This window comes from Thermus oshimai DSM 12092 (assembly GCF_000373145.1).
Lineage (GTDB): Bacteria > Deinococcota > Deinococci > Deinococcales > Thermaceae > Thermus > Thermus oshimai.
The window spans coordinates 176,282-199,813 of record NZ_KB890603.1 but is presented as its reverse complement, the minus strand read 5'-3'; the positions used below and the strand labels follow the sequence as shown (position 1 = coordinate 199,813).

The window sequence follows — 23,532 nt, the reverse complement described above, 5'->3', positions numbered from 1 at the left end:
AATCAGGGGTGAAGGCTATGGAATGACCGCGGCCTTAAGGGAAGCCGATCTGGTCCGTCCCCTGCCCAAGGGCTTTGTCCAGTGCCGGGCCTGCGCCCACTACTGCGCCATCCCCCAGGGGGGCGCGGGGAAGTGCGGGGTGCGCCGGAACCTGGGGGGGCGGCTTTACCTGGCCACCTACGGCAAGGCGGCGGCCCTGCACGTGGACCCCGTGGAGAAGAAGCCCCTCTTCCACTTCCACCCGGGGGAGGGGATCCTCTCCTTGGGCACCGTGGGGTGCAACCTCTTCTGCGCCTTCTGCCAGAACTGGACCATCAGCCAGTTCCGGGACTTCCCCTTCGGCGAAGGGGGCGCGGGGGCCTACCTGGGAGAGGACTTCCCCCCAGAACGGGTGGTGGCCGCGGCGGAGGCCTTGGGGGTGCGGCTCCTCGCCTTCACCTACAACGAGCCCGCGGTCTTCGTAGAGTACGCCCGGGACACGGCCCTTCTGGCCAAGGAACGGGGCATGAAGACCGTCTTCGTGACCAGCGGTTTTGAGACGAAGGAGGCCTGGGCCTACATCCGCCCCTACCTGGACGCGGCCAATGTGGACCTCAAGGGCTTCCGCGAGGCCTTCTACCGGGAGATCTGCGGGGCCCGGCTGAAGCCGGTGCTGGAGAGCCTCGAGCACCTGGTGGCCCAGGGGGTCTGGGTGGAGGTGACCACCCTCCTCCTGGAGGGGTACAACACGGAGGAAGGGGAGCTTCGCGCCATGGCCCGCTTCCTCAAAGGGCTTTCCCCGGAGATCCCCTGGCACCTCACCGCCGCCCACCCGGACTACCGCATGCCCCACCTCACCCCCACCCGGCGGGAAACCCTGCTTAAGGCCTACGAGATCGCCAAGGAGGAGGGGATGCGCTTCGTCTATCTGGGCAACATCCTGGACGAGGAGCGGAGCTCCACCCGCTGCCCGGACTGCGGCCGCCTCCTCCTGAAGCGGCGGGGCTACCGGGTGGAGGCCCTGTGGACGGACCCCGGGGTCTGCCCGGGGTGCGGCCGGAGGATCCCCGGGGTATGGAGCTGGTGAGGCGGGAGGCGGCGGCGGGGGTCTTCTACCCCCGGGAGGGGGAAACCCTCCGGCGGGAGGTGGAGGGCCTTCTGGAAGCGGCCCGCACGCCCCCCCTTCCCGGGGTCCGGGGGGCCCTGGCCCCCCACGCGGGCTACCTCTACTCCGGCCGGGTGGCGGCGGAGGCCTTCCGGGCCCTTTCCGCCTGGAAGGGGCGGGCCCGGAGGGTCCTCCTCCTGGGCCCGAGCCACTTCGTCCCCTTCCTGGGGGTGGCCTTCCACCCCTACCGGGCCTGGCGCACCCCTTTGGGGGAAACCCCCGTGGACCTGGAAGGGGGGAGGAGGCTCCTCGCCCGGGGCCACCCCTTCCGAGCCCTGGAGGAACCCTTCCGGGAGGAGCATAGCCTGGAGGTCCTCCTCCCCTTCCTCCAGGTGGTCCTGCCCCAAACCCCCATCCTCCCCCTCCTCTTTGGGGAGGTGGACCCCCTGGGGGTGGCCGAGGCCCTGGGGGAGGAGCTCGGGCCCCGGGACCTGGTGGTGGCCAGCAGCGACCTCTCCCACTACCACCCCGAGCCCGTGGCCCGGGCGCGGGACGGGAAGACCCTGGAGAAGGCCCTGGCCCTAGACCCCCTGGCCCTGGCCGAAAGCGAGGCCTGCGGCCGCCTCCCCTGGGCGAGCCTCACCGCCTTGGCCCGGGGCTTAGGGTGGCGGCCCAGGCTCCTGGCCTACGCCACCAGCGCCGAGGCCAAGGGGGAGCGGGCGCGGGTGGTGGGGTACGCGGCGGTGGCCTACCTAGAGGCGGAGGAGGGGCCGGAACCAGGGGATGGAAAGGAGGAGGACGAGGAGGCTTAGGGCGAAGAGGAGGCGCGCCCCCTGCCCCTTTCGCGCCCGGGCGAGGCCCGCGTGGGCGAGGCCCAGGGCCAAAAGCCCCCCCACCCAGTGCTCGGCCACGAAGTAGCGGGGCTCGCCCCCAGCACGCATCACCTCCCCCAGGGCGGCCAGGGCCCCTTGGAAGAGGGGGCTAACGAAGGCCAGGAGGAGGCCCAGGACCACCTGGAGGGTGAGGGCGTGGGCGAAGAAGGCCCCGGGGCGGGGCTCGGGCCGGAGGAGGGCCCAGAGGCCGAAAAGGAGCACGAACCAGCGCAGGAGGTTGTGGAGAAGGAGGAGAACCTCGTACATGCTCTAAAGCCTAAGGGAAGGGAGGAAAGGCAGGGTGCGCCTCCCCACCTTTTAGGGGAAGCTCCAAACGCGCCCGGAGGCCCGTGGGGGCGTTGGGCTGGAGGGAAAGCCTCCCCCCATGGGCCTCGGCCACCTTCTTGGCCACGGAAAGCCCAAGCCCCTCCCCCGGTTGGCTCGAGGCCCGGAAGAAGGGGCGGCCCACCTCCTCCCAGGCCCCTTGGGGCAGCCCGGGGCCCTGGTCCGCCACCTCGAGGAAGGCCCATCCCCCCTCCACCCCCACCCGCACCCGCACCCCCCGCCCCTCCCCGTGGAGGAAGGCGTTTTGCAGGAGGTTCCTCAGGGCCTGGGCCAGGAGGAGGGGGTCGCCCCGGTAGGGAAGGCTTTCCGGACCCTCGTAGGCCGCCCCGAAGCGCCGGGCCTCCTCCTCGGCCAGCCGGGCCAGGTCCAGGTCCACCCGCTCCACCCGCCCTTCCCGGGCCAGGAGGAGGAGGGCCTCCACCAGGCGCTTGAGGCGGAGGAGCTCCGCCTTGGCCTCGGAAAGGGCCTCCTCCTTGGGCAGGTACCCGGCCTCCGCCGCCTCCAGCTGGGCCAGGGCCGCGGCCAGGGGGGTCCTGAGCTCGTGGGCCGCGTCCCGGGTGAAGCGCCGCTCCCGCTCCCAAAAGGCTTGGAGCCGGTCCAGCATGTGGTTGAAGCTCTCCGCCAGGGCCTTAAGCTCCCCCCCGCCCCGCACCTCCACCCGCCGGGCCAGGTCCTGGGCCTCGGCCACCTCCCGGGCCACCTCCGTGAGGCGGGCCAGGGGCCTGAGGGCGCTTCCCGCAAGGCGGTAGGCGAGGAGGGCGGCAAGGAGGGCGAGAAAGGCCCCGGAACCCAAAAGGGCCAGGCGGAAGCGGCCCAGGGCGGAGGCCGCCCCCGGCTCGTAGCGGGCCAGGGTCAGGGTGCCCCCGGGCACGGGAAAGACCACCACCCGCCACCCCTCCCGCCAGTACCGGCCCGGGGGGAGGGGGGGGAGGTCGGGGAAGCCCGGGCTCCTTTCCTCGTGGTCCGCAAGGAGCCGGTAGGCGAACTCCCCCCTGGGGGGGCGGCGCCCCTCGGTGAGGGCCTCGAGGTAGAGGAAAAGGGAGCGGTCCATGTCCCGCTCAATGAGGCCCTTGAAGGCCGCGTAGCTCAAAACCCCCTGGGCCAGGAGGGCACCCCCCACCGCCAGGAGGAGGAAGAGGGCCAGCCTACCCCTAAGGGTCATACCCCAACCGGTACCCCCCGGGGACGGTGCGGATGACCTCCGGGCCCAGCTTCTGCCTCAGGTAGTGGACGTAGACCTTCACCGCCCCCACCTTCTCCCCGTCCCCGAAGACCCGCTCCGCCACCTCCTCCGGGGGGAAAAGCCGCCCGGGGTGCAGGGCCAAAAGCTCCAGGAGGGCGAACTCCCTGGGGGAAAGGTCCACCCGCTGGCCCTCCCGATGCACGGCCCGCCCCGAGAGGTCCACCTCCAAAGGCCCCAGGACGAGCCGTCCCGTCTTCACCTCCGCCGATCGGCGGAGAAGGGCCCGCACCCGGGCCAAGAACTCCTCCAGGGCGAAGGGCTTCACCAGGTAGTCGTCCCCGCCCAGGTCCAGGCCATAGACCCGGTCCGCCAGGGTGTCCCGGGCGGTGAGGAAGAGGATGGCCCCCTTGTAGCCCGCCCTCCGCACCTCCTCCGCCAGGCGGAACCCCCCGTCCTCGTCTTCGGGCAGGCGCACGTCCAGGACCATGAGGTCGGGCTCGGCCTCGAGGAAGGCCTCCCGCGCCCCCTCCAGCCCCTTCGCCCAGACCACGCTCCACCCCTGGGCGGAAAGGGTCCGCTCCAGGGCCCGGCCCAGGCGGGGCTCGTCCTCCAAAAGGAGGATGCGCATGCCCCCAGTATGCGCCAGGAGGGGTTAGGCAGAGGTTACTGGCCTCGGTGCCCGGTATTTAACGCCCGCCTAACCGCCCGCCCCTACCCTTTAGGGCATGGGCCGGCACGGGGTCAGGTGGGAAGGGGTGCTGGGAAGCCACCTGGAGGTCCAGCTCCTCGCCCCCCCTTGGGCGGCCCGGCGGGCCCTAAGGGCCATCCAGGAGGAGGTCGTCCGCCTGGAAGGCCTCTTCAGCCGCCACCGGGAGAGCGAGCTCACCCGGCTTTTGGCCCAAGGAGGAGGGGAAGTGAGCCCGGAGATGGGCTTCCTCCTGGAGGAGGCCCTGAGGCTCATGGAGGCCACCCAAGGGGCCTTCCACCCCGCCCCCCGCCATGGGGGGGTGCCCTACCACCTTGCGGGGAACCGGGTGGAGCTTTTCGCCCCCATAGACCTGGACGGGCTGGCCAAGGGCTACATCGCCGACCGGGCGGCGGCCAAGGCCAAGGCCCTGGGGGCCCGGGCCGTCCTGGTGAACCTCGGGGGGGACCTGGCCCGCCTGGGGCTGGGGGAAGCCCTGGTGGCCCTGGAAGACCCCCTGGGCCCGGACAACGCCCCCCCCGCCCACACCCTCCGCCTGGGGGAAGGGGGCGTGGCCACCAGCGGGGTCCGCCACCGGGGGGCCCACCTCCTGGACCCCAGGACGGGGAGGCCCGCGGCGGGGCTCCAGGCCACGGTCCTGGCGGGAAGCGCCCTCCTGGCGGAGGCCCTGGCCAAGGCCCTCTTCGTGCTGAAGGAGGAGGCCTGGCCCATCCTGAAGGCCCATGGGGCCCAAGGGGTGCTCTTCACCGGGGAAGGCCCCAAGGCCGGCCCATAAAGGGAGGGAAGGATGCTGAAGCGCTACTACAGCCGGAGGTCGTTTTTTCGCCGGGTGATGGGGATGATGGCCCTAGGCCTCGCCCGGGCGCAAGGGGCCCCCTGGCCGCAGGGCATGGAGCTGGAGGTGGCCTTCGCCTACCAGGGCGGGGGGTTCCGCTACCGGGCCCCCTACGTGGCCTGCTACGTGGAGGACGAGCGGGGCAACCTGGTGCGCACCCTGGCCCTTTTCCTCATGCCGGGGAAAGGGGAAAGGTGGTGGAACGAGCTCCGGCGCTACTTCCTGCAAAGCACGCCGGAAAGGATGCGCACCCTCTCCGGCCCCACCCGCCCCCCCGGGCGGTACCGGGTGGTCTGGGACGGGAAGGACGAGGCGGGGCGGCCCGTGGCCCAGGGGCGCTACCACATCTGCGTGGAGTACGCCCGGGAGCACGGGCCCTACGAGCTTTTCCGGGAAGCGGTGGAGATCGGCCCCAAACCCTTCAAGAAGACCTACACCCTGAAGGGGGAGCTTTCGGAGGTGGCCCTTGACTACCGCAAGGCCTAGGGCAAAGCTGGCCCGGGCGCGGCTTTACGGCTTTGCCCGCACCCTGCACCTCTACCTCTCCCTCCTGGCCCTTTTGGCCCTCCTCTTCTTCGCGGCCACCGGCCTCACCCTGAACCACCCGGAGTGGTTTGGGGAAGGCCGCACCCGCCGCCTCCAGGGCACCCTGCAGGGGCCCTACCTCCAGGGGGAGGCGGTGGACTGGCTCCGCCTGGCGGAGGACCTCCGGGCCCTAGGCCTAAGAGGGCGGGTGGCGGAGTACGGGGAAAGCGGGGGGGAGGCCTGGCTTTCCTTCCGCGCCCCCGGCTACGCCGCGGACGCCCAGGTGGACCTCCGTAGCGGGGCCTACCGCCTAAGCGTCACCGAAGCGGGGCTTGTGGGGGTGCTGAACGACCTTCACAAGGGCCGGGACACCCCGGGGGCCTGGCGATGGGCCCTGGACCTCTTTGCCCTCTTCCTGGCCCTGGTGAGCCTTACCGGGCTGGCCCTGGGCCTCCTCATGCTGAGGACCCGAAGGGCGGCCCTCTTCACCGTGGGCCTTGGGAGCCTCCTTTTCCTCCTCCTGGCCCTATGGGCGAGCCGCTAGGGGCTAAAGCTCGTCCAGGGCCTCCCGGGGGGCCTTTTTCAGGCCCAGATACCCCCCCTCCCTTAGGAAGAGGGGGAACAAGCGCTCCAGAGGGCCTTCCACCAGGGCCAGGGCCTCCCCCCGGAGGACCCTAAGCCCCTCCGCCTCCCCCTCGAGGCCAAAGGGGAGGAGGAGGAGGGCCTCCCCCTCCGGGCTCCCCTCCCCCCGGTCCAGAAAGCGCCCCTCCGGGACCAGGAAGCCCAGCATGCGGGTGCGGTGGAGCTCCTTCTGCAGGAGGGGGAAGGCCCGGGGGTCTTCCGCCTGCTGGAAGAGGAGGAGGTCCGCCTCGCCGGAAAACCCCACCAGGCTGTAAAGGGCAATCCCCCGCCCACCCCAGCGCTCCAAGAGGGCGGAAAGCTCGTCCTTCAGGTGCTCCTGGACCTCCGCCTCCAGGCGGCGGAACTCGGGGAGGAGGCGGAAGGCGGTGAAGGCCCAGTACATCACACCTCCAGGAAGCGGGCCAGGGCCTCCGGGGAGAGGTGGCGGCCCACATAGAAGGGCCCAAACTCCCCATAGCGGGCGGAGACCTCGTCAAAGCGCATCTCGTAGACGATCTTCTTGAACTGGATGGGGTCCTCGCTGAAGAGGTCCACCCCCCATTCCCAGTCGTCCAGGCCCTGGGCCCCGCTGATGACCTGCAGGACCTTCCCCTGGTACTTCCTTCCCGTCTCCCCGTGGGCCTTCATGAGCTCGGCCCTTTCCTTGGCGGGGAGCAGGTACCAGTTGTCCGCCCCCTGGCGGCGCTTGTTCATGGGGTAGAAGCAGACGTACCCCCCCTCGGGCACCCTGGGGCGGAGGCGGGGCTTGATGTAGGGGGCCTCGGGGTCCAAGGGGCCGGTCTGGCTCCCCAGCTCCACCACGGAGTAGAAGCCGTAGGCCGGGCGGAGAAAGCGGGCCAGGCGGCTCTTGTTGAGCTTTTCTTCCGCCTCCAAAAGGGCGTCCAGGTCCTCCCGGAAGTGGAGGAAGAGGAGGTCCGCCTTCGTGGTCACCACCTGGTAGACCCGGGAAAGGCCAAGGCCCCTTTCCTCCAGGGCCCGCCAGGCCCCTAGGAGGCCCTTCAGCTCCTCCCAGGCCGCCGCCCGCTCCTCCTTGGGGGCGGCCATCCAGGCGGGGAAGTCCAGGGTGCGGAAGTCGTGGAGGACCTGCCAGCCCTCGAGGGTAAAGGTGGGCTCCGGCGCGTGGCGCTCCATGCCCCCACTATACTGAACCCCGTGGCGGCCCTTCACCTCCTCCTGGCCCTGGCGGCGGTGGTCCTCCTGGGGCGTCTGGGAGGGAGGCTCTTCCGGGCCCTGGCCCAGGCCATCCCCGGGGAGCGGGACGACGCCCTTTTCCGCCTCCTGGCCTGGGGCTGGTGGGGCTTCCTCCTCCTCCTGGCCCTGGCCTACCTGGCCCACGCCCTGGGGCTTCCCTACGAGCCCCTTCGGAGCTGGGGGGAGGCCCTGGTGGCCTGGGTGGGGGGGCGGGGCCTGGCCGCCCTCGGGGTCTTAGCCCTCACCTACCTGGGCTACCGCCTCCTCCCCCGTCTCCTAAGCCGCCTGCCCGAACCGGAGGGGACGGAACTCACCCGGGAGGCGGTGCGGCGGAAGACCCTGAGGGCGGTGTCCGAATCCTTCCTCAAGGGGGTGGTCCTGGTGGTGGGGGGGCTTTTCCTCCTCTCCAACCTGGGCCTCAACGTCACCGCCCTCCTGGCGGGGGCGGGGGTGGCGGGACTGGCCATCAGCTTCGCCGCGCAGAACCTCATCCGGGACTTCATCAACGGCTTCTTCATCCTCCTGGAGGACCAGTACGGGGTGGGGGACATCGTCCAGATCGGGGGCGTGGGGGGGCAGGTGGAGCGGTTCAACCTGCGCCTCACCGTCTTAAGGGACCTGGAGGGCCGGGTGCACTTCATCCCCAACTCCCAGGTGCAGCAGGTCACCGTCCTCACCCAGGAGTGGAGTCGGGCGGTGGTGGACGTGAGCGTGGCCTACAAGGAGGACCTGGACCGGGTCCTTGGGGTCTTCCGGGACGAGGTGGAGGCCTTCCACCGGGACCCCGAGTGGCAGGACGCCTTCACCGAGCCCCCGGAGGTCTTAGGGGTGCAGAACCTGGCGGACTCGGGGGTGGTCATCCGGGTGCTCTTCAGCACCAAGCCCGCCCAGCAGTGGGCCGTGGCCCGGGAGTTCCGCCGCCGCATCAAGAACCGCCTGGACCGGGAGGGGATAGAGATCCCCTACCCCCACCTGAAGCTCTACCTGGGGGAGCCCTTAAGGCTGGAAAAAGGGGTATAGTCTAGGGGATGCCCGAGGTCCACCAGGTCATCCTGGAGGCCGTCCAGCCCCATCTGGGCCAGAGGGCCCAGGTGGTCTTGGAAGAAGGCCTCAAGCGGCTCGGCAAGACCCCGAAGGAGCTCACCCCCGAGGACGGGGAGGCCCTCCTAAAAGGGCCCTTCTTCCGGGAACTCCAGGCGAGGCTTAGGCCCGAGGAGGCCCGCCGGGTGGTGGAGGAGGCCCTGAAGCGCCTCAAAACCCCCGAGGGGCTCAAGGCCCTGGAGGAGGGCCTTAGGCGCTTCCAGCTCTACCTGGACTGGCCGGAGGTGGGAAGGCTTAGGGCCCTTTACAACCGCCTCCGCCAGGGGGAGGACCCCGCCCTCTTGGCGGAGGGGCTTAGGCTTCTGGAGGCCCTGGAGGAGAAGCTGGAGGAGGCCCTTCTCCGCCAGGCCCGGGACCTGGCCCACCTGGAGGAGACCCTAGAAAGGGTGCGGCACCTGGGGGGAGCCAAGGTCCGCCGCCTGGAAAGCCTGGTGGGCACCATCCGGCAGGCCCACGGGGAGGGCACCCTGGCCCAGGGGGAGGTGGAGCGGGCTCGGGCCTTGGCCCTGGAGCTGAGGAAGCTTCTGGAGTCCAGCGCCGTCCGCGCCCCCACCCTGCCGGAGATCGTCTTCCAGACGGAGGAGGCCGAGCCCGAGGTCTACGTCACCGTGGAGGACGCCTCGGAGCTGGAAGGGGAGCTGGTCATTGACCTCGAGGCCCTCCCCGAGGAGGCGGCGGAGCGCATCCAGGCCATGGTGGTGGAGGAGGAAAGGCGGAAGCTAAAGGACCTCCTGGCCCGCCACGCCCCCCTCCTGGAGCGGGCCACGGTGAGCCCCCTTCTCGCCGAGGTGGAGGCCCTCCTGGAGGCGGGAAGCCCCGCGGGGGAGAAGCTCCAGGCCCTGGAGGCGGCCTTCAAAGAGGCCGAGGCCAACCTGAAGGCGGAAAAGCGGGCCCGGCTCATCCAGCTGGAAGAGGCCCTAAGGCGCCTTCCCCTTCCCCCCGAGGCCAAGGCCCCCCTGGAAGCGGCCCTAAGGCTGGCGGAGGAAACCCTCAAGGAAGGGGGCTTCCCCGACCTCCTCCCCCTGGAGGAGAGCCTTAAGGCCCTGGAGGAGGAGGCGAGGCGCCTTAGGGAGGAAAAGGAGGCCCTCCTCAGGGAGCTTGCCGCCAAAGGGGAGGCCTTTAGACCCCTTCTGGAGGAGCTCAAGGCCACCCCGGAGGAGCGCTTGGGGGAGGCCCTCCCCGCCCTCAGGGCCCGCTACGCGGAGCTTTTGAAAAAGGCGGGGGAGGAGGCGGCCCTAAAGGAGAAGCTCCAGGAAGCGGAGGCGGCCCTCAAGGCCCTGGAGGGGGAGGCCCGGGCCCTGGGGCTTGGGGAGGCCTGGGCGGGCCTCCTGGGCGAGGTGGCCCAGGGCCGCCTGCCCGACCTGGAGGGCTTCAGGAAGCGCCTGGCCGAGGCCAAGGCGGAGAGGCGGCAAAGGGCCTTGGAGGAGCTCGCCCGCCTCGAGGCCCTGGCGGAGCGCTTCCGCGCCTTCGGGGGCGAGGCCGTCTTAAGGGCCATCGCCGAGGAAAAGGCCAAGCCCCTCCCCGACCCCACCCCCATCGCCCGGGCCCTCCAGGCCCTAAGGCGCAAGCTGGAGGCCCGGCGCTCCGAGCTCACCACCCGCCTGGCCGCCTTCCTCAGGGGCTACGCCCGGGTCCAGGACCTGAAGAGCGAGACCACGGGCCGGCTCAAACCCCTGGCGGAGTTCCTGGAGGCCGCCTGGGATAGGCTCGCCCGGCTGGGGCCCGCGGGGGTCTTGGAGGTGGAAAGGGCCCTGGAGGAAGCGGAACGGCTCCTCAAGGAGGCCGAGCGGGAGAAGGAGGCGGCCCAGGCGGTGCTCAAGGAGATCGGGAGCGCAGATGTGGAGGCCCTTTTCGGAGCCCTGGCCGGGGAAGACCCCTTAAAGCCCCTCCGCCTCCCCGGGGTGGAGGCCCTGGGCCTCCTGGAGGAGGGCCCCCTTCCCCTCCCCCGCCCGCCCCTGGAGGCTTTCCAGAAGGCTCTGGACCTCCTGGACGCGGGGCTTAAGGAGAAGAGAAAAGCGGCGGTGGTCCTCCTGGGCCCCAAGGCCCTGGTCCTGGCCCCAAGGGAGGGGAAAACCCTGGCCGCCCTTCTGGAGCGAAGCGCCCTTTCCGCCTTCCTGCAGGAGCTTGGCCTTCTCCTCTAGGTGCTACACTGGAAGGTGGTGGCCCTAGAAGCCGACCTCTGGTCCCAACTCAGACCCCATCTGGCCTACCTCTCGGAGGAGGAGGTGGCCCAGGTGGAGGCCGCCTACCGCTTCGCCGAGGCCGCCCACGCGGGGCAAAGGAGGCGGAGCGGGGAGCCCTACATCACCCACCCCGTGGCGGTGGCCGAGATCCTGGCCTCCTTGCGCATGGACGCGGAGACGGTCATGGCGGGCCTCCTCCACGACGTGGTGGAGGACTGCGGGGTGGCCCCCGAGGAGCTTGAGAGGCGCTTCGGCGCTGGGGTGCGGCGCATCGTGGAGGGGGAGACCAAGGTCAGCAAGCTCTACAAGATGGCCAACCTCGAGGGCGAGGAGCGCCGGGCGGAGGACCTCCGCCAGATGTTCATCGCCATGGCGGAGGACGTGCGGATCATCATCGTGAAGCTGGCGGACCGCCTGCATAACCTCCGCACCTTAGAGCACATGCCGCCCGAAAAGCAGCGGCGCATCGCCCAGGAAACCCTGGAGATCTACGCCCCCCTGGCCCACCGCTTGGGTATGGGCCAGATCAAGTGGGAGCTGGAAGACCTCTCCTTCCGCTACCTCCACCCCGAGGCCTACCAGAGCCTCCTGGAAAGGCTGAAAGAGGGCCAGGAGGCCCGGGAAAAGCTGGTGGAAAGGGCCATGGCCCGGCTGAAGGAGGCCCTGGAGAAGGACGAGCTCCTCCAGGCCCAGATCCAGGGCTTTGAGGTCACGGGGCGCCCCAAGCACCTCTACTCCATCTGGAAGAAGATGGAGCGGGAGGGGAAGGCCCTGGAGCAGATCTACGACCTCCTGGCGGTGCGGGTCATCCTGGACCCCAAGCCGAGCGCCACGGAGGAGGCGAGGAGCCTCAGGGAAAAGCAGGTCTGCTACCACGTCCTGGGCCTGGTCCACGCCCTCTGGCAGCCCATCCCCGGGCGGGTGAAGGACTACATCGCCGTGCCCAAACCCAACGGCTACCAGAGCCTCCACACCACGGTCATCGCCCTGGAGGGCCTCCCCTTAGAGGTCCAGATCCGCACCCGGGAGATGCACAAGGTGGCGGAGTACGGCATCGCCGCCCACTGGCTCTACAAGGAGGGCCTCACCGACCCCGAGGAGGTGAAGCGCCGGGTTTCCTGGCTCAAGAGCATCCAGGAGTGGCAGCAGGAGTTTTCTAGCTCCCGGGAGTTCGTGGAGGCGGTGACCAAAGACCTCCTGGGGGGGCGGGTCTTCGTCTTCACCCCCAAGGGGCGGATCATCAACCTGCCCAAAGGGGCCACCCCCGTGGACTTCGCCTACCACATCCACACCGAGGTGGGCCACCACATGGTGGGGGCCAAGGTGAACGGGCGCATCGTCCCCCTCTCCTACGAGCTCCAGAACGGGGAGATGGTGGAGATCCTCACCGCCAAAAACGCCCACCCCTCCAAGGGCTGGCTGGAGTTCGCCAAGACCCGGAGCGCCAAGAGCAAGATCCGCCAGTACTTCCGCGCCTTAGAGCGCCAGGAAACCCTGGAGAAGGGCCAGGCCCTCCTGGAGCGCTACCTCAAGCGCCGGGGCCTCCCCAAGCCCACGGACAGCCAGCTGGAGGAGGCGGCCAAGCGCCTGGGCCTCCCCCCTTCCCCGGAGGAGCTCTACCTGGCCCTGGCCCTGAACCGCACCACCCCCAAGGCGGTGGCCGAACTCCTCTACCCCAAGGCCCTGGCCAGGCCCGAAAAGCCCAAACCCGTCCCCAAGAACGAGTGGGGCATCCGCCTGGAGCAGGACCTCCAGGCCCCCATCCGCCTGGCCTCCTGCTGCGAGCCCATGAAGGGGGACAGCATCCTGGGCTTCGTCACCCGGGGGCGGGGGGTGACGGTCCACCGGGCGGACTGCCCCAACCTGCGCCGCATCCTCCAGGGCCCGGAGGCGGACCGGGTCATCGGGGCCTACTGGGAGGGGGTGGGGGGGAAGGTGGCCACCCTCGAGGTCCTGGCCCAGGACCGCACCGGCCTCCTCCGGGACGTGATGCAGGTGGTGGCCGAGGCGGGCAAAAGCGCCCTGGGCTCGGAAACCCGGATCCTGGGCCCCAAGGCCCGGATCCGCCTCCGGCTCCCCATCCAGGACGGGGAGCGGGAAAGCCTCCAGAAGGCCATCGCCGGGGTGCGGGGGGTGGAGGCCGTGCGCTGGGTGTAGCCCAGGGCCAGATTGCCCCCAGGCCAGAGGGTAGACTTTGGCCCATATGCGGGCCATCGTCATCGGAAGCGGCGTAGGGGGGCTTTCCGCGGCCATCCGGCTTGCGGCCATGGGCCTCGAGGTCCTGGTCCTGGAAAAGCTCCCCGACCCCGGGGGGCGGGCCCGGGTGCACCGGGCGGAGGGCTTCACCTTTGACATGGGGCCCACGGTGATCACCGTCCCCCCCTTCCTGGAGGACCTCTTCGCCACCGCACCAGGGGAACCCCGGCTCTACCCGGACTTCCCCCAATGGGAAGGCCTCCCCCACACGGAGCGCTACGTGAAGCTCGTCCCCCTGGACCCCTTCTACCGCATCCACTTCCCGGACGGCACCCACTTTGACTACAACAACGACCGGGACCACCTCCTCTCCGAGATCCGCCGCCTGGCCCCGGAGGACGAGGCCGGCTACCTGCGGTTTGAGGAGGCCGCCCGGCGGATCTTCCAGCGGGGCTTCCTGGAACTGGGCTTCACCCACTTTGGAAGCCTCTTAGACCTCCTCCGGGTGGCCCCGGACCTCCTCCGGCTAGACGCGGTGCGCCCCCTCTTCTCCTTCGTGAAGAAGTACTTCCAGAACCCCAAGATGCGCCGGGTCTTCTCCTTTGAAAGCCTCCTCATCGGGGGGAACCCCCTCTCCGTGCCCGCCATCTACGCCATGATCCACTTCGTGGAGCGGAACTGGGGGGTCCACTTCGCCCTGGGGGGCACGGGGGCCTTGGTGCGGGGCCTCATCCGCAAGCTGGAGGAGCTCGGGGGGAAGGTACGGCTAGGGGCCCCGGTGCGCCGCATCCTGGTGCGGGGCGGGCGGGTGAAGGGGGTGGTGCTGGAGGACGGGGAGGTCCTGAAGGCGGACCTGGTGGTGTCCAACGCGGACTACGTGCACACCTACGGCGAGCTCCTGGCCCCAGAGGACCGCTTCTGGCATAGCGACCTGCGCCTAAAGCGCACCCGGCTTTCCATGAGCCTCTTCGTGGCCTACTTCGGCTTCAAGGCGGAAGGGGACGAGGGGAGGCGGCTTAAGCACCACAACGTCCTCCTCTCCGAGCGCTACGAAGACCTTCTCAAGGACATCTTCGTGCGCAAGGCCCTCCCGCCGGACATGGCCCACTACCTCCACCTCCCCACCCTCACCGACCCCTCCCTGGCCCCCCCGGGCCACCACGCGGCCTACACCCTGGTGCCCGTGCCCCACAACGGAAGCGGCCTGGACTGGGGGGCGCTTGGGCCAACGTACCTGGAGCGGGCCCTCGGGTACCTGGAGGAGGCGGGGTACCTGCCCGGGCTTCGGGAGCGGCTGGTCTACACCCACTTCATCACCCCGGACTACTTCCAGTGGACCCTGAATAGCCACCTGGGGAACGCCTTCGGCCCCGAGCCCGTCTTGTGGCAGACGGCAAGCCTTCGCCCCCACAACCGCTCGGAGGACGTCAAGGGGCTTTACCTGGTGGGGGCGAGCTACCAGCCGGGGGCGGGGCTTCCCAGCGTGATGATGTCCGGCAAGATGACCGCGCGCCTCATCGCCCAGGACCTGGGCTTTTTCAAAAAGCCCAAGGAGGCCTTCGCGTGAGCACCGCGGAGAGGAAGCGGAAGCACCTCCAGGCCTGCCTCGAGGGGGAGGTGGCCTACCAGAGGACCACCACCGGGTTTGAGCGCTACCGCCTCCGCTACCAGGCCCTTTCGGGCCTGGCCCTTTCCGAGGTGGACCTCACCACCCCCTTCCTGGGCAAGACCCTGAAGGCCCCCTTCCTCATCGGGGCCATGACGGGGGGGGTGGAGCTTGGGGGGCGGATCAACCGCGCCCTGGCGGAGGCCGCGGAGGCCTTAGGGGTGGGGATGGTCCTGGGCTCGGGGCGCGTCCTCCTGGAAGACCCCTCGGCCCTCCCCTCCTTCCGGGTGCGCCCCCTGGCCCCAAAGGCCCTCCTCCTCGCCAACCTGGGCCTGGTCCAGCTCCGCCGCTACGGGCGGGAGGACCTCCTAAGGCTGGTGGAGCTCCTGGGGGCGGACGGCCTCGTCCTCCACGTAAACCCCCTGCAGGAGGCGGTGCAGAAGGGGGACACGGACTTCCGAGGCCTCCTGGAAAGGCTTTCGGAGCTCCTTCCCCTCCCCTTCCCCGTCCTCCTCAAGGAGGTGGGGCACGGCCTGGGGCGGGAGGCGGCCCTCCGGGTGAGGGGCCTCCCCCTGGCCGGCCTGGAGGTGGCGGGGGCCGGGGGGACCAGCTGGGCCCGGGTGGAGGAGTGGGTGCGCTACGGGGAGGTGCGCCACCCCGAGCTTTGCGAGATCGGCCTCCCCACCGCGGAGGCCATCCGGGAGGTTAGGGCCGTCCTCCCCGAAACCCCCCTCGTCGCCTCGGGAGGGGTCTACACGGGTACGGACGCGGCCAAGGCCCTGGCCCTGGGGGCGGACCTGGTGGCCGTAGCCCGGCCCCTCCTGAGGCCCGCCCTCGAGGGGCCCGAAGCGGTGGTGGCCTTCATCCAGGACTACCTCTGGGAGCTCCGGGTGGCCCTCTTCGCCGCGGGGGCCCGCACGCCCAAGGAGGCGCGGGGGCGGGCGGAGCCGGTGGGAGGTGGGGGATGAAGGATCCAGAAGCTTGGGGCCCAGGTCTTTGGGGTAAGCCAGGACGGGGCTGAGCTCCTCTGCCGCTTCGGCCTCCGCACCCCCACGGAACCCTGGCCCGGGCCTTCGGGATGGCGCGGCGGGACACCCTGGTCCTGCCGGGTGGCCGGGGTGAACCCCCTCACCGACCTGGCCTTCCTGCACCGCGCCTTGGGGAAAAAAACACCGGATAACGCCAAACCCCCCTCGCTTCCGAGGGGGGTAGCGTTGTGTCCTGGAGCTGGTGGGCGGCGTAGGACTTGAACCTACGACCTCTCGCTTGTAAGGCGAGCGCTCTGGCCAGCTGAGCTAGCCGCCCGTGGTGACCCCAGGGGGAATCGAACCCCCGTTTCGGCCTTGAGAGGGCCGCGTCCTGACCGCTAGACGATGGGGCCATTGGTGGGCCGTGCAGGATTCGAACCTGCGACCTACCGATTAAAAGTCGGTTGCTCTGCCAGCTGAGCTAACGGCCCCAAAGCCTTTGTGATTATAGGGGAAGCCCCGCGGCTTGTCCAGGGTGTATAATCCTCCCTCAAGAGCACAGGGGGTATTAAAGGGAGGGCTTATGCACAAGTTGGCCTTGGCTTTGGCCCTCGTCCTCATGGTGTTGGCGGCCATGGGGCTAGCCCTTTTTCGGCCCTGGTGGTTCACCCCCCTAGCCTCCAACTGGGGCGCCTTGGACAGGCTTATCGTCTTTTCCCTCGCCGTAACCGGCCTGGCCTACCTGGGAATCAACCTCTTCTTGGCCTACGTTCTCGCCCAACGTGCCCCAGGCCGAGCGGCCTACCTTACGGACGATCGCCGCCTCGAGGGCGGCCTTATCACCCTCACCACCCTGGGCATCGTCCTCCTCCTCGCCCCGGGGCTCTACTACTACGCCCAGCTGGTGGCTCCACCTAGGTCCGCCCTCCAGGTAGAGGTCCTGGGCCAGCAGTGGATCTGGGCCTACCGGTACCCCGGCCCCGACGGGCGCCTGGGCCGGGGGGAGGCTCGTTTGGCTTCCCCCGCCAACCCCTTCGGTGTAGATCCCAGGGATCCGGCAGCCTTGGACGACGTGGTGGTCCTCGGAGGCCCCCTCCACCTTCCCCTGAACCAGCCCGTCCTCCTCCTTTTAAGGGCCAACGATGCGATCCATAACTTCTACGTCCCCGAGTTCCGGGTAAAGATGGACGCCGTCCCCGGGATGGTGACCCGGATCTGGTTCACCCCCACGAGGCCGGGTTCCTTCCAGGTCCTCTGCGCTGAATACTGCGGCCTCGGGCATTCCCGAATGGTGGGCCAGGTCCAGGTAGAACCCCCCGAGGCCTTCGCCGCTTGGCTCGAGGCCCAACCCACCGTGGCCCAGCTGATGGGCCAGTAAAGGAAGGTGTGGGATGGAACACAAGAGCTACCACGACCACCGGATCGGCCCCGAACCCAGGAGCTTTTGGACCCGTTACGTCTTCAGCCAAGACCATAAGGTCATCGCCATCCAGTACATGGTTACGGCCCTCCTGGTGGGGGCCCTTGGCATGGCCCTCTCCTGGGCCATGCGCCTGGAACTGGCCTTCCCGGGGACCCTGGACGCCGGGCAGTACTACCAAGCCATGACCCTCCACGGGATGATCATGGTCATCTACCTCCTCACCGCCCTTCTCCTGGGGGGCTTCGGCAACTACCTGATCCCCCTCATGCTGGGGGCCCGGGACATGGCCTATCCCTTTGTCAACATGCTCTCCTACTGGGTTTACCTGCTCTCCGTCCTGGTGCTCCTTGCTTCCTTCTTCGTCCCTGGAGGGCCCACAGGGGCGGGCTGGACCCTCTACCCCCCCCAGGCCATCACCCGGGGCACCCCAGGGTACGATTGGGGGATCGTCCTCATGCTGGTTTCCTTGCTTCTCTTCATCGCCGCCGCCACCATGGGCGGCCTGAACTACGTGACCACCGTCCTTCAGCTCAGGACCAGGGGCATGACCCTTATGCGCATGCCCCTTGCGGTCTGGGGCATCTTCATCGCCTCCGTCATGGCCCTTCTCGCCTTCCCTGCTCTTTTCGTAGGGTGCGTGATGATGCTCCTGGACCGCACCCTACACACGAGCTTCTTCATGCCCGCCCTCCTCCAGTTCGGGCAACGCTTGCCCTATGAAGGGGGAAGCCCCCTTCTTTGGCAACACCTCTTCTGGTACTTCGGCCACCCCGAAGTCTACATCGTCATCCTGCCCGCTATGGGGATCATCTCCGAGCTGGTTTCCGTTCATGCCCGCAAGCCCATCTTCGGCTACCGGATGATGGTCCTTTCCCTGGTGGCCATCGCCGCCCTCTCCTTCGTGGTCTGGGCCCACCACATGTACACCAGCGGAATGAACCCTTACCTGGGCTTCTTCTTCGCCATCACCACCCTGATCGTGGCCATCCCCTCGGCCATCAAGACCTACAACTGGCTCCTCACCCTCTACAAAGGGCGGATCCGCCTCACGGTGCCCATGCTCTTCGCCATAGGCTTCCTCAACACCTTCGTGGTGGGGGGTCTTACAGGACTCCTCCTGGGTAACGCGATCGTGGACTTCCCCCTCCAGGACACCTACTTCGTGGTGGCCCACTTCCACATGGTCATGGGGGTGGCGGCCATTATGGCCATCTTTGGAGGGATCTACCACTGGTACCCCAAGGCCACGGGCCGGATGCTGAATGAAACCCTGGGGCGGATCCACTTCTGGGCCACCTTCGTGGGCACCTTCCTCATCTTTTTCCCCATGCACTTCCTGGGCCTCATGGGGGTACCGAGGCGCTACGCCACCCTCGAGGGCCTGAACTTCGTACCCCCCTCGGCCCACATGCTGAACGAGTTCATCACCGCCATAGCCCTCTTGGTGGGCGTGGCTCAGCTTCTCTTTGGCTTCAATCTGGTCTACTCCTACTTCCGGGGGACCAAGGCCCCGGACAACCCCTGGGGGGCGGCCACCCTGGAGTGGCAAACCCCCTCCCCGCCTCCCCATGGCAACTGGGGCCCTGAGCCCCCCCCGGTGGTCTACCGCTGGCCCTACGAGTACAGCCCTCCAGACCACGAGGCCGACTTCATTCCCCAAAACGCCCCGCCCGTTCTGAGCGGGGGGGCTGAGGAGGGAGAAGATGCCTAGGTTGATCGAACCTCCCCCCACTCCCCCAAAGGACCTCGGAGGTGGGGGGGAAGGTGGGGAGCGCTTCCTCTTACCCACGGGTCTTGTGGGGCTTCTCGTTCTCCTGGGGGTGGTGACCAGCCTCTTCGCCGCCCTCCTCAGCGCCTACCTGGTGCGGATGGGCTTCCCGGATTGGCAGAGCCTGCCCAAACCCCCCCTCCTTTTCCTCAACACCCTCCTCCTCGGCCTGGCCTCTTGGGCCCTGGAAGGGGCCTCGAGGCGGGCCCAGCTCGGCTGGGCCCTGGGGGAGGGCTGGGCCTATAGCGGCCTTGGCCTAGGGTTCGCCTTTATTCTGGGGCAACTTGGGGCCTGGCAGCTCCTCCTCAGCCTAGGCTATGCCCCGGCCGAAAGCCCAGCGGGGGCCTTTTTCTATCTGGCCACCGGGCTCCATGGCCTCCACCTCCTTGGGGGGACGGTTGCCCTAGGAGTAGCCCTGGGGCGGCGCGAGCCTGTCCTTCTCCGGTTCACCGCCCTTTACTGGCACTACCTCTTTGGCGTTTGGCTTGTTCTCCTCACCCTGTTGCTTTGGAGTTAGGAGGGAGGTATGCAAGGACCCATCGGCCTCTTCCGCAGCCTAGCCCAGGACTGGGGAGCCGACCTTCAGGCTTTCCGCGTGGTCTGGGCTAAGGCCATGATGTGGATCTTCCTGGTTTCCGACAGCTTCATCTTCGGCTCTTTCCTGGCGGGCTACGCCGCGGCCCGCCTAGCCGCCACTGAGCCCTGGCCCGAACCCGCTAAGGTCTTCGCCCTCCACCTGGGGGAGAGGGAGATCCCCCTCCTCCTCATCGCCATCATGACCGTGGTCCTCATCAGCTCCAGCGGCACCATGGCCATTGCCGTGTACCACGCCTACAACAAAAACCGGCCCTACACCGCCTTTTTCCTGAGCCTGACCGTCCTCCTCGGCCTCACCTTCGTGAGCATGCAGGCCTACGAGTGGATCCATCTCATCCGCGATTTGGGCTTCCGGCCCTGGGGCAACCCCATGGGGGCCCCCCAGTTTGGGGCGGCCTTCTTTACCATCACGGGCTTTCACGGCTTGCACGTGACCATAGGGGCCATCTACCTTGCCGCGGTGGCCATCCGCGTCCTCCAGGGCATCTACGACCGGACGGGGAGCTACGTGGGGGTGGAAGTGGCCGGGCTTTACTGGCACTTTGTGGACCTGGTCTGGGTTTTCATCTTCGCCTTCTTCTACCTCTTCTGAGGGAGGTTGGCATGGAACACGGTTCGGAAAACCTGACCCACCGGGGCGAGCAGCACCAGCCCATCGGGGTCTACCTCCTCGTCTGGGGCCTCCTCTTCGTTCTGAGCGCCCTTTCCTACCTTCTGGACTACTTTGAGGTCCACCCCTTGGCCCTGAGGCGGTTTCTCATCGCCGCTTTTGCCTTCCTTAAAGCGGGGCTTATCGTGGCCTACTTCATGCACCTCCGCTTTGAACGAGTGGGGCTCGTCTACGCCGTCCTCCTTCCGCCGCTCCTCCTTCTGGCCCTCGTGGCCATCCTCCTTCCTGAAGGGCAGTATGTGGCCGAAGTTCGTAGGCTTCTCCTGGGCCGCTAGCCTGGCTCTAGCCCAGGACCTCTCCCTGCCCGGGGCCTGGTGCGGCCTGCCGGCCCACACGGGGGGCGGGCCGGGCTGGATCGGGGTGGCCCTTCTCGTTCCCCTGCCCTACCTCCTGGTGGGGGCCCTCGCGTGGTACCTGGGAAAGCATGCGGGCCGCACCCCTAAGGGCCCTGGAGGCGGCGGCTGCCGCACAGGCCCTGAAAGCGGGAGGGGTCAACGGGGCCTGGGTCCATGACCCCTAAGGGCTTCCAGGATCCAAAGGCCTAGGGCCTCCCCTTCCACGCGCCGCTTCAGGGCTTTAAGGTCAAAAGGGCGGGGCGAAAGGGGTTCCAGGGCCTCCTTGGAGAGAGGAGCCGCCTCCAGAAAGCGGAAGAAGGCCCCGTCCGCCCAAGGCGGGACCCAGGCCCCGCTGCGGCAGAGGAAGGCCCGGTGGAACACCCCCTCCACCTTCCCCCCGGGGTCCAGGGCCCGCTCCAGGGGCACCTGGGACTCGGGCTCCTGGGCGGGGTCCCGCCAGGGGGGGTAGAAGACCTTAAGCGCCACCCCTTGCCGGGCGTAGAAGACCATCCAGTCGTCGCAGGCGGGTTCCTCCCCCAAGGGGCGGTAGCCCGCGTCGTGGTGGGCGTCAAAGAGGACCACCTCCTCCACCCCCTCCCGCACCCGGGGGTGGAAGGCCAGGGCGTTGGAGTCCGCGTAGAAAAGGCGCGCCCCCGGAGCAAAGGAAAACCTATCCCAAAACCCCTCCCACCCCCGGGCCTCCGGAAGGGGAATCCCCCGCAGGAGAAAGGCCAACGCCCGCCCCTCCCACGCCTCCCCCAGGTGGTAGGGGGTTTCAAAGTGGGCCCAGGCAAAGAGGGGGGCCAGGGGGTCTTCCCGCCTTTGAGGCACGGGGAAAAAGTAGTCAAAGTCCACCACCAGAAGGCGCATACCTCAAGAAATAGCAAACCCCCCACCCGCGGGTGGGGGGCCGAGAAGCGAGGCCCTACCAGATGTAGAAGATGGTGACGATGAAAAGCCAGACCGCATCCACCAGGTGCCAGTACATGCTGGCGGCCTCGAGGGTGCCGTGGTTGTGCAGGGTGATCTTCCCCCTTAAGGCTTGCAGGTAGGCCAGGATGAGGCCGAAACCCCCAATGACCACGTGCAGGCCGTGGAGGCCCACGATGGTGAAGAAGGCCGCGGTCCAGAGGTTCTCCTGCCAGCTGGAGTGGTGGTGGAACTGGTAGAACTCCCAGGCCTGGAAGAGGAAGAAGAGCACGCCCAGGAGGATGGTGATGAGGAGGCCGAAGCGGAAGGGGTTGAAGCGGCCCCGGCGGAGGTCGTGGTGGGCAAAGTGCACGGTGAAGGAGGAGCTCACCAGGAAGAAGGTGTTGAGGAGGGCAAGCCAGAGGGCGGGCCGCTCCTCAGGAGGGGTGGCCGCCCCCGTGAGGCGCAGGTAGAGGTAGCCCGCGATGAGGATGGCGAAGAGGCCCACTTCCGAGACGATGAACCAGGCCATCCCCATCCAGGCGTTGGACTTGCCGGAAAGGGTGTGGTGCTCCACGGGGTGGCTGTACTCGTCCTCCAGGGCCCAGCGGATGAGACCGTAGGCGAAGAGGGCGAGAAAAAGCCACATCCAGACGTTGGGCACCGGAAGGGCGGCCACGGAAACGAAGAAGGCGAAGAGGGTGGCCGCGGAGTAGAAGGGCCAGAAGGAGCTATTGGGCAGGTGGATGTGGCTGGGGTCTTCCGCTTTGAGCTCCACCCCCTTCTTGGCCCAGTCGTAAAGGGGCCTTTCGGAAGGGAACTCCTTGGGCAGGGCCACGTCAAAGTTGTGGGCCTTGGGCGGGGAGTCCGTAAGCCACTCCAGGGTGTACCCGCCCCAGGGGTTGGCGGGGGCCTTCTCCCCGGAGCGGAGGCTCTTCCACATGTTGTAGACCCACACCAGCCCCCCAAGGCCCAGGATGAAGGCGCCCACGGTGGAGATGAAGTTCAGCTCAGGCCACCCGGCGATGTCCGCGTTGTAGGTGTAGTAGCGCCGGGGCATGCCCAGGAAGCCCAGGGCGTACTGGGGGAGGAAGGTGACCAAATAGCCCACCAGGAAGAGCCAGAAGTGGAGGCGGCCCAGGCGCTCGTCGTACATGCGCCCGGTCATCTTGGGCCACCAGTAGTAAAGCCCGGCGAAGGCCCCAAAAGCGGAGCCCGCCATAAGGACGTTGTGGAAGTGGGCCACCACGAAGTAGGAATCGTGGAACTGGTAGTCCAGGGGGGTCATGGAGAGCATGACCCCGGTGATCCCCCCCAGGAGGAAGTTGAAGATGAAGCCCAGCACCCAGTAGAGGGGGGTCTTCATCTGGAGGTGGCCGCCCCAGAGGGTGCCGATGAGGTTGAAGAGCTTAACCCCCGTGGGCACGGCGATGAGGGCGGTAAAGAAGGCGAAGGCGATCTGGAAGACGGTGGACTCCCCCACGGCGAACATGTGGTGGGCCCAGACCATGGTCCCCAGGACCACGATGCCCATCTGGGCCCAGACCATCTGCTTGTAGCCGAAGAGGGGCTTGCGGGCAAAGGTGGAGGCCACCTCAGCGAGGATCCCCAGGTAGGGCAAAAGCATCACGTACACCGTGGGGTGGGAGTAGAACCAGAAGAACTGCTGGAAGAGGACGGGGTCCCCCCCGATCTCCGGGTTGAACCAGGAGAGGCCGATCTTCCTCTCCAAAAGGACAAGGAGGGTCGCCGAGGTGAGCCCGGCGAGGCTAAAGAGGTTGAGGACGCTGGCGGCGAAGACGCTCCACACGTACATGGGCATCTTCCACATGCTCATCCCCTGGGCCCGCAGGTTGTAGATGGTGGCGATGAAGTTGGCGTTGCCCAAGAGGCTGGAAAAGCCCAGGAGCAGGATGGCGGCCATGTAGAAGTCCACCCCGCTACCCGACTGCACGGAGAAGGGGTAGTAGAAGGTCCAGCCCACCGCGGGGGCCCCGCCGGGGAAGAAGAAGCTCATGAGGGCCAGGAGGATGGCCCCCAGGAAGGCCCAGTAGCTGAAGGCGTTCACCCGGGGCAGGGCCACGTCCCGGGCCCCCAGCATGAGGGGCACCACGAAGTTGCCGAAGCCCGTGAGGCCGGCCTGGATGATGAAGAAGAAGAGCATGGTGGCCCCGTGAAGGGTGAGGATCTGGTTGTACTGCTCCCCCGTGAGGAGGCCGGCGTTGGGCACGGCCAGCTGGGCCCTGATGAGGAGGGAGAAGACCCCCGCCAGGGCGAAGGCGAAGAAGGCCGTGGCCGTGTAGAGGAGGCCGATCTTCTTGTGGTCTACCGTGGTGAGGAGGTCCCAGAGGACCGCCCACACCGTGCTCTTGGGACGTGCGCTGATGGCCATC

22 protein-coding genes and 3 tRNA genes are annotated in these 23,532 nt (G+C 68.4%); 15 read left to right on the top strand and 10 right to left on the bottom strand.

The genetic code is table 11. From position 1 onward, the window contains the following. Window positions 1-22: 22 nt before the first annotated feature. On the top strand, window positions 23-1,066 hold the full coding sequence (gene amrS / locus B043_RS0103370) for an AmmeMemoRadiSam system radical SAM enzyme (RefSeq protein WP_018460947.1): 1,044 nt from the start codon (window positions 23-25) through the stop codon (window positions 1,064-1,066). Next, window positions 1,054-1,896, top strand: coding sequence for an AmmeMemoRadiSam system protein B (gene amrB, locus B043_RS0103365; RefSeq protein ID WP_038036775.1), 843 nt, complete (start codon window positions 1,054-1,056; stop codon window positions 1,894-1,896). The genes amrS and amrB overlap by 13 nt, the downstream gene beginning before the upstream one ends. Here amrB and B043_RS0103360 read toward each other — a convergent pair. Genes B043_RS0103360 through B043_RS0103350 form a run of 3 tightly spaced genes read right to left on the bottom strand, consistent with a single transcriptional unit; the run spans window position 1,837 to window position 4,112 of the window. Next, window positions 1,837-2,223, bottom strand: coding sequence for a hypothetical protein (locus B043_RS0103360; RefSeq protein WP_016328349.1), 387 nt, complete (start codon window positions 2,221-2,223; stop codon window positions 1,837-1,839). The genes amrB and B043_RS0103360 overlap by 60 nt on opposite strands. A 10-nt stretch (window positions 2,224-2,233) precedes the next feature. After that, window positions 2,234-3,463: a sensor histidine kinase gene (locus B043_RS0103355; RefSeq protein ID WP_018460945.1), complete on the bottom strand. Its 1,230-nt coding sequence runs from the start codon at window positions 3,461-3,463 to the stop codon at window positions 2,234-2,236. After that, window positions 3,453-4,112, bottom strand: a complete 660-nt coding sequence (locus B043_RS0103350; RefSeq protein WP_016328347.1) for a response regulator transcription factor — start codon at window positions 4,110-4,112, stop codon at window positions 3,453-3,455. The genes B043_RS0103355 and B043_RS0103350 overlap by 11 nt, the downstream gene beginning before the upstream one ends. Window positions 4,113-4,209: 97 nt before the next feature. On the opposite strand from B043_RS0103350, the gene B043_RS0103345 reads away from it, so the two are divergent. Genes B043_RS0103345 through B043_RS0103335 form a run of 3 tightly spaced genes read left to right on the top strand, consistent with a single transcriptional unit; the run spans window position 4,210 to window position 6,094 of the window. Continuing rightward, window positions 4,210-4,965 (top strand): FAD:protein FMN transferase, encoded by a 756-nt coding sequence (locus tag B043_RS0103345; RefSeq protein WP_016328346.1) that lies wholly within the window; start codon window positions 4,210-4,212, stop codon window positions 4,963-4,965. A gap of 12 nt (window positions 4,966-4,977) precedes the next feature. Continuing rightward, window positions 4,978-5,511 carry a DUF2271 domain-containing protein gene (locus B043_RS0103340; RefSeq protein ID WP_016328345.1) on the top strand — a complete coding sequence of 178 codons (534 nt, stop codon included), beginning with the start codon at window positions 4,978-4,980 and terminating at the stop codon, window positions 5,509-5,511. After that, window positions 5,492-6,094: a PepSY-associated TM helix domain-containing protein gene (locus tag B043_RS0103335; protein ID WP_018460944.1), complete on the top strand. Its 603-nt coding sequence runs from the start codon at window positions 5,492-5,494 to the stop codon at window positions 6,092-6,094. Before B043_RS0103340 ends, B043_RS0103335 begins: the two co-directional genes overlap by 20 nt. Window positions 6,095-6,097: 3 nt before the next feature. On the opposite strand, the gene B043_RS0103330 is transcribed toward B043_RS0103335, so the two are convergent. Both B043_RS0103330 and hemQ read right to left on the bottom strand, forming a co-directional pair. Beyond that, on the bottom strand, window positions 6,098-6,574 hold the full coding sequence (locus B043_RS0103330; RefSeq protein ID WP_018460943.1) for a hypothetical protein: 477 nt from the start codon (window positions 6,572-6,574) through the stop codon (window positions 6,098-6,100). Beyond that, window positions 6,574-7,323 (bottom strand): hydrogen peroxide-dependent heme synthase, encoded by a 750-nt coding sequence (hemQ, locus tag B043_RS0103325; protein ID WP_018460942.1) that lies wholly within the window; start codon window positions 7,321-7,323, stop codon window positions 6,574-6,576. Before hemQ ends, B043_RS0103330 begins: the two co-directional genes overlap by 1 nt. Window positions 7,324-7,344: 21 nt before the next feature. Here hemQ and B043_RS0103320 point away from each other — a divergent pair, with 21 nt between their 5' ends. The 5 genes from B043_RS0103320 to fni are packed head-to-tail and all read left to right on the top strand — an operon-like array spanning window position 7,345 to window position 15,437. Then, the gene (locus B043_RS0103320; protein ID WP_016328341.1) at window positions 7,345-8,403 is read left to right on the top strand and encodes a mechanosensitive ion channel family protein; all 1,059 of its coding nucleotides are present in this window, start codon (window positions 7,345-7,347) and stop codon (window positions 8,401-8,403) included. An 8-nt stretch (window positions 8,404-8,411) separates the two neighbouring features. After that, window positions 8,412-10,625 (top strand): hypothetical protein, encoded by a 2,214-nt coding sequence (locus tag B043_RS0103315; protein WP_018460941.1) that lies wholly within the window; start codon window positions 8,412-8,414, stop codon window positions 10,623-10,625. Continuing rightward, window positions 10,626-12,824, top strand: a complete 2,199-nt coding sequence (locus B043_RS0103310) for a RelA/SpoT family protein (RefSeq protein ID WP_016328339.1) — start codon at window positions 10,626-10,628, stop codon at window positions 12,822-12,824. It begins immediately after the preceding gene. 46 nt (window positions 12,825-12,870) lie between these two features. Then, a complete protein-coding gene (crtI, locus tag B043_RS0103305; protein ID WP_018460940.1) occupies window positions 12,871-14,430 on the top strand; it encodes a phytoene desaturase family protein in 1,560 nt (519 codons plus the stop codon). Further along, the gene (gene fni, locus B043_RS0103300) at window positions 14,427-15,437 is read left to right on the top strand and encodes a type 2 isopentenyl-diphosphate Delta-isomerase (protein WP_018460939.1); all 1,011 of its coding nucleotides are present in this window, start codon (window positions 14,427-14,429) and stop codon (window positions 15,435-15,437) included. Before crtI ends, fni begins: the two co-directional genes overlap by 4 nt. A 260-nt stretch (window positions 15,438-15,697) precedes the next feature. On the opposite strand, the gene B043_RS0103295 is transcribed toward fni, so the two are convergent. From B043_RS0103295 to B043_RS0103285, 3 genes are all read right to left on the bottom strand, one after another. After that, window positions 15,698-15,774 (bottom strand) — tRNA-Val (locus B043_RS0103295). Window position 15,775: 1 nt separating this feature from the next. Then, window positions 15,776-15,850: transfer RNA gene (locus B043_RS0103290), tRNA-Glu, on the bottom strand. Between the two features lie 2 nt (window positions 15,851-15,852). After that, window positions 15,853-15,928: transfer RNA gene (locus B043_RS0103285), tRNA-Lys, on the bottom strand. Between the two features lie 92 nt (window positions 15,929-16,020). Here B043_RS0103285 and B043_RS0103280 point away from each other — a divergent pair. From B043_RS0103280 to B043_RS0103260, 5 genes are read left to right on the top strand one after another with little or no spacing between them, the layout of a single operon-like run. Further along, a complete protein-coding gene (locus tag B043_RS0103280; RefSeq protein ID WP_018460938.1) occupies window positions 16,021-16,815 on the top strand; it encodes a cytochrome c oxidase subunit II in 795 nt (264 codons plus the stop codon). Window positions 16,816-16,828: 13 nt separating this feature from the next. Next, window positions 16,829-18,571 carry a cytochrome c oxidase subunit I gene (locus B043_RS0103275; protein WP_018460937.1) on the top strand — a complete coding sequence of 581 codons (1,743 nt, stop codon included), beginning with the start codon at window positions 16,829-16,831 and terminating at the stop codon, window positions 18,569-18,571. Continuing rightward, window positions 18,564-19,145: a cytochrome c oxidase subunit 3 gene (locus B043_RS0103270; RefSeq protein WP_018460936.1), complete on the top strand. Its 582-nt coding sequence runs from the start codon at window positions 18,564-18,566 to the stop codon at window positions 19,143-19,145. The genes B043_RS0103275 and B043_RS0103270 overlap by 8 nt, the downstream gene beginning before the upstream one ends. A gap of 9 nt (window positions 19,146-19,154) precedes the next feature. Next, a complete protein-coding gene (locus B043_RS0103265; RefSeq protein ID WP_018460935.1) occupies window positions 19,155-19,817 on the top strand; it encodes a cytochrome c oxidase subunit 3 in 663 nt (220 codons plus the stop codon). A gap of 11 nt (window positions 19,818-19,828) precedes the next feature. Beyond that, window positions 19,829-20,170, top strand: a complete 342-nt coding sequence (locus tag B043_RS0103260; RefSeq protein ID WP_018460934.1) for a cytochrome C oxidase subunit IV family protein — start codon at window positions 19,829-19,831, stop codon at window positions 20,168-20,170. 216 nt (window positions 20,171-20,386) lie between these two features. On the opposite strand, the gene B043_RS0103255 is transcribed toward B043_RS0103260, so the two are convergent. Beyond that, window positions 20,387-21,100: a hypothetical protein gene (locus tag B043_RS0103255; protein WP_018460933.1), complete on the bottom strand. Its 714-nt coding sequence runs from the start codon at window positions 21,098-21,100 to the stop codon at window positions 20,387-20,389. Window positions 21,101-21,155: 55 nt separating this feature from the next. Beyond that, entirely contained in the window at window positions 21,156-23,531 is a 2,376-nt protein-coding gene (ctaD, locus tag B043_RS0103250; protein ID WP_018460932.1) for a cytochrome c oxidase subunit I, read from the bottom strand. Window position 23,532: the final 1 nt, after the last annotated feature.

Excerpts from the sequence above, each read along its gene's own strand:
- amrS (WP_018460947.1), top strand. The coding sequence starts at position 23 with ATGACCGCGGCCTTAAGGGAAGCCGATCTGGTCCGTCCCCTGCCCAAG.
- amrB (WP_038036775.1), top strand. The coding sequence starts at position 1,054 with ATGGAGCTGGTGAGGCGGGAGGCGGCGGCGGGGGTCTTCTACCCCCGG.
- B043_RS0103360 (WP_016328349.1), bottom strand. The coding sequence starts at position 2,223 with ATGTACGAGGTTCTCCTCCTTCTCCACAACCTCCTGCGCTGGTTCGTG.
- B043_RS0103355 (WP_018460945.1), bottom strand. The coding sequence starts at position 3,463 with ATGACCCTTAGGGGTAGGCTGGCCCTCTTCCTCCTCCTGGCGGTGGGG.
- B043_RS0103350 (WP_016328347.1), bottom strand. The coding sequence starts at position 4,112 with ATGCGCATCCTCCTTTTGGAGGACGAGCCCCGCCTGGGCCGGGCCCTG.
- B043_RS0103345 (WP_016328346.1), top strand. The coding sequence starts at position 4,210 with ATGGGCCGGCACGGGGTCAGGTGGGAAGGGGTGCTGGGAAGCCACCTG.
- B043_RS0103340 (WP_016328345.1), top strand. The coding sequence starts at position 4,978 with ATGCTGAAGCGCTACTACAGCCGGAGGTCGTTTTTTCGCCGGGTGATG.
- B043_RS0103330 (WP_018460943.1), bottom strand. The coding sequence starts at position 6,574 with ATGTACTGGGCCTTCACCGCCTTCCGCCTCCTCCCCGAGTTCCGCCGC.
- hemQ (WP_018460942.1), bottom strand. The coding sequence starts at position 7,323 with ATGGAGCGCCACGCGCCGGAGCCCACCTTTACCCTCGAGGGCTGGCAG.
- B043_RS0103315 (WP_018460941.1), top strand. The coding sequence starts at position 8,412 with ATGCCCGAGGTCCACCAGGTCATCCTGGAGGCCGTCCAGCCCCATCTG.
- crtI (WP_018460940.1), top strand. The coding sequence starts at position 12,871 with ATGCGGGCCATCGTCATCGGAAGCGGCGTAGGGGGGCTTTCCGCGGCC.
- B043_RS0103280 (WP_018460938.1), top strand. The coding sequence starts at position 16,021 with ATGCACAAGTTGGCCTTGGCTTTGGCCCTCGTCCTCATGGTGTTGGCG.
- B043_RS0103275 (WP_018460937.1), top strand. The coding sequence starts at position 16,829 with ATGGAACACAAGAGCTACCACGACCACCGGATCGGCCCCGAACCCAGG.
- B043_RS0103270 (WP_018460936.1), top strand. The coding sequence starts at position 18,564 with ATGCCTAGGTTGATCGAACCTCCCCCCACTCCCCCAAAGGACCTCGGA.
- B043_RS0103265 (WP_018460935.1), top strand. The coding sequence starts at position 19,155 with ATGCAAGGACCCATCGGCCTCTTCCGCAGCCTAGCCCAGGACTGGGGA.
- B043_RS0103260 (WP_018460934.1), top strand. The coding sequence starts at position 19,829 with ATGGAACACGGTTCGGAAAACCTGACCCACCGGGGCGAGCAGCACCAG.
- B043_RS0103255 (WP_018460933.1), bottom strand. The coding sequence starts at position 21,100 with ATGCGCCTTCTGGTGGTGGACTTTGACTACTTTTTCCCCGTGCCTCAA.
- ctaD (WP_018460932.1), bottom strand. The coding sequence starts at position 23,531 with ATGGCCATCAGCGCACGTCCCAAGAGCACGGTGTGGGCGGTCCTCTGG.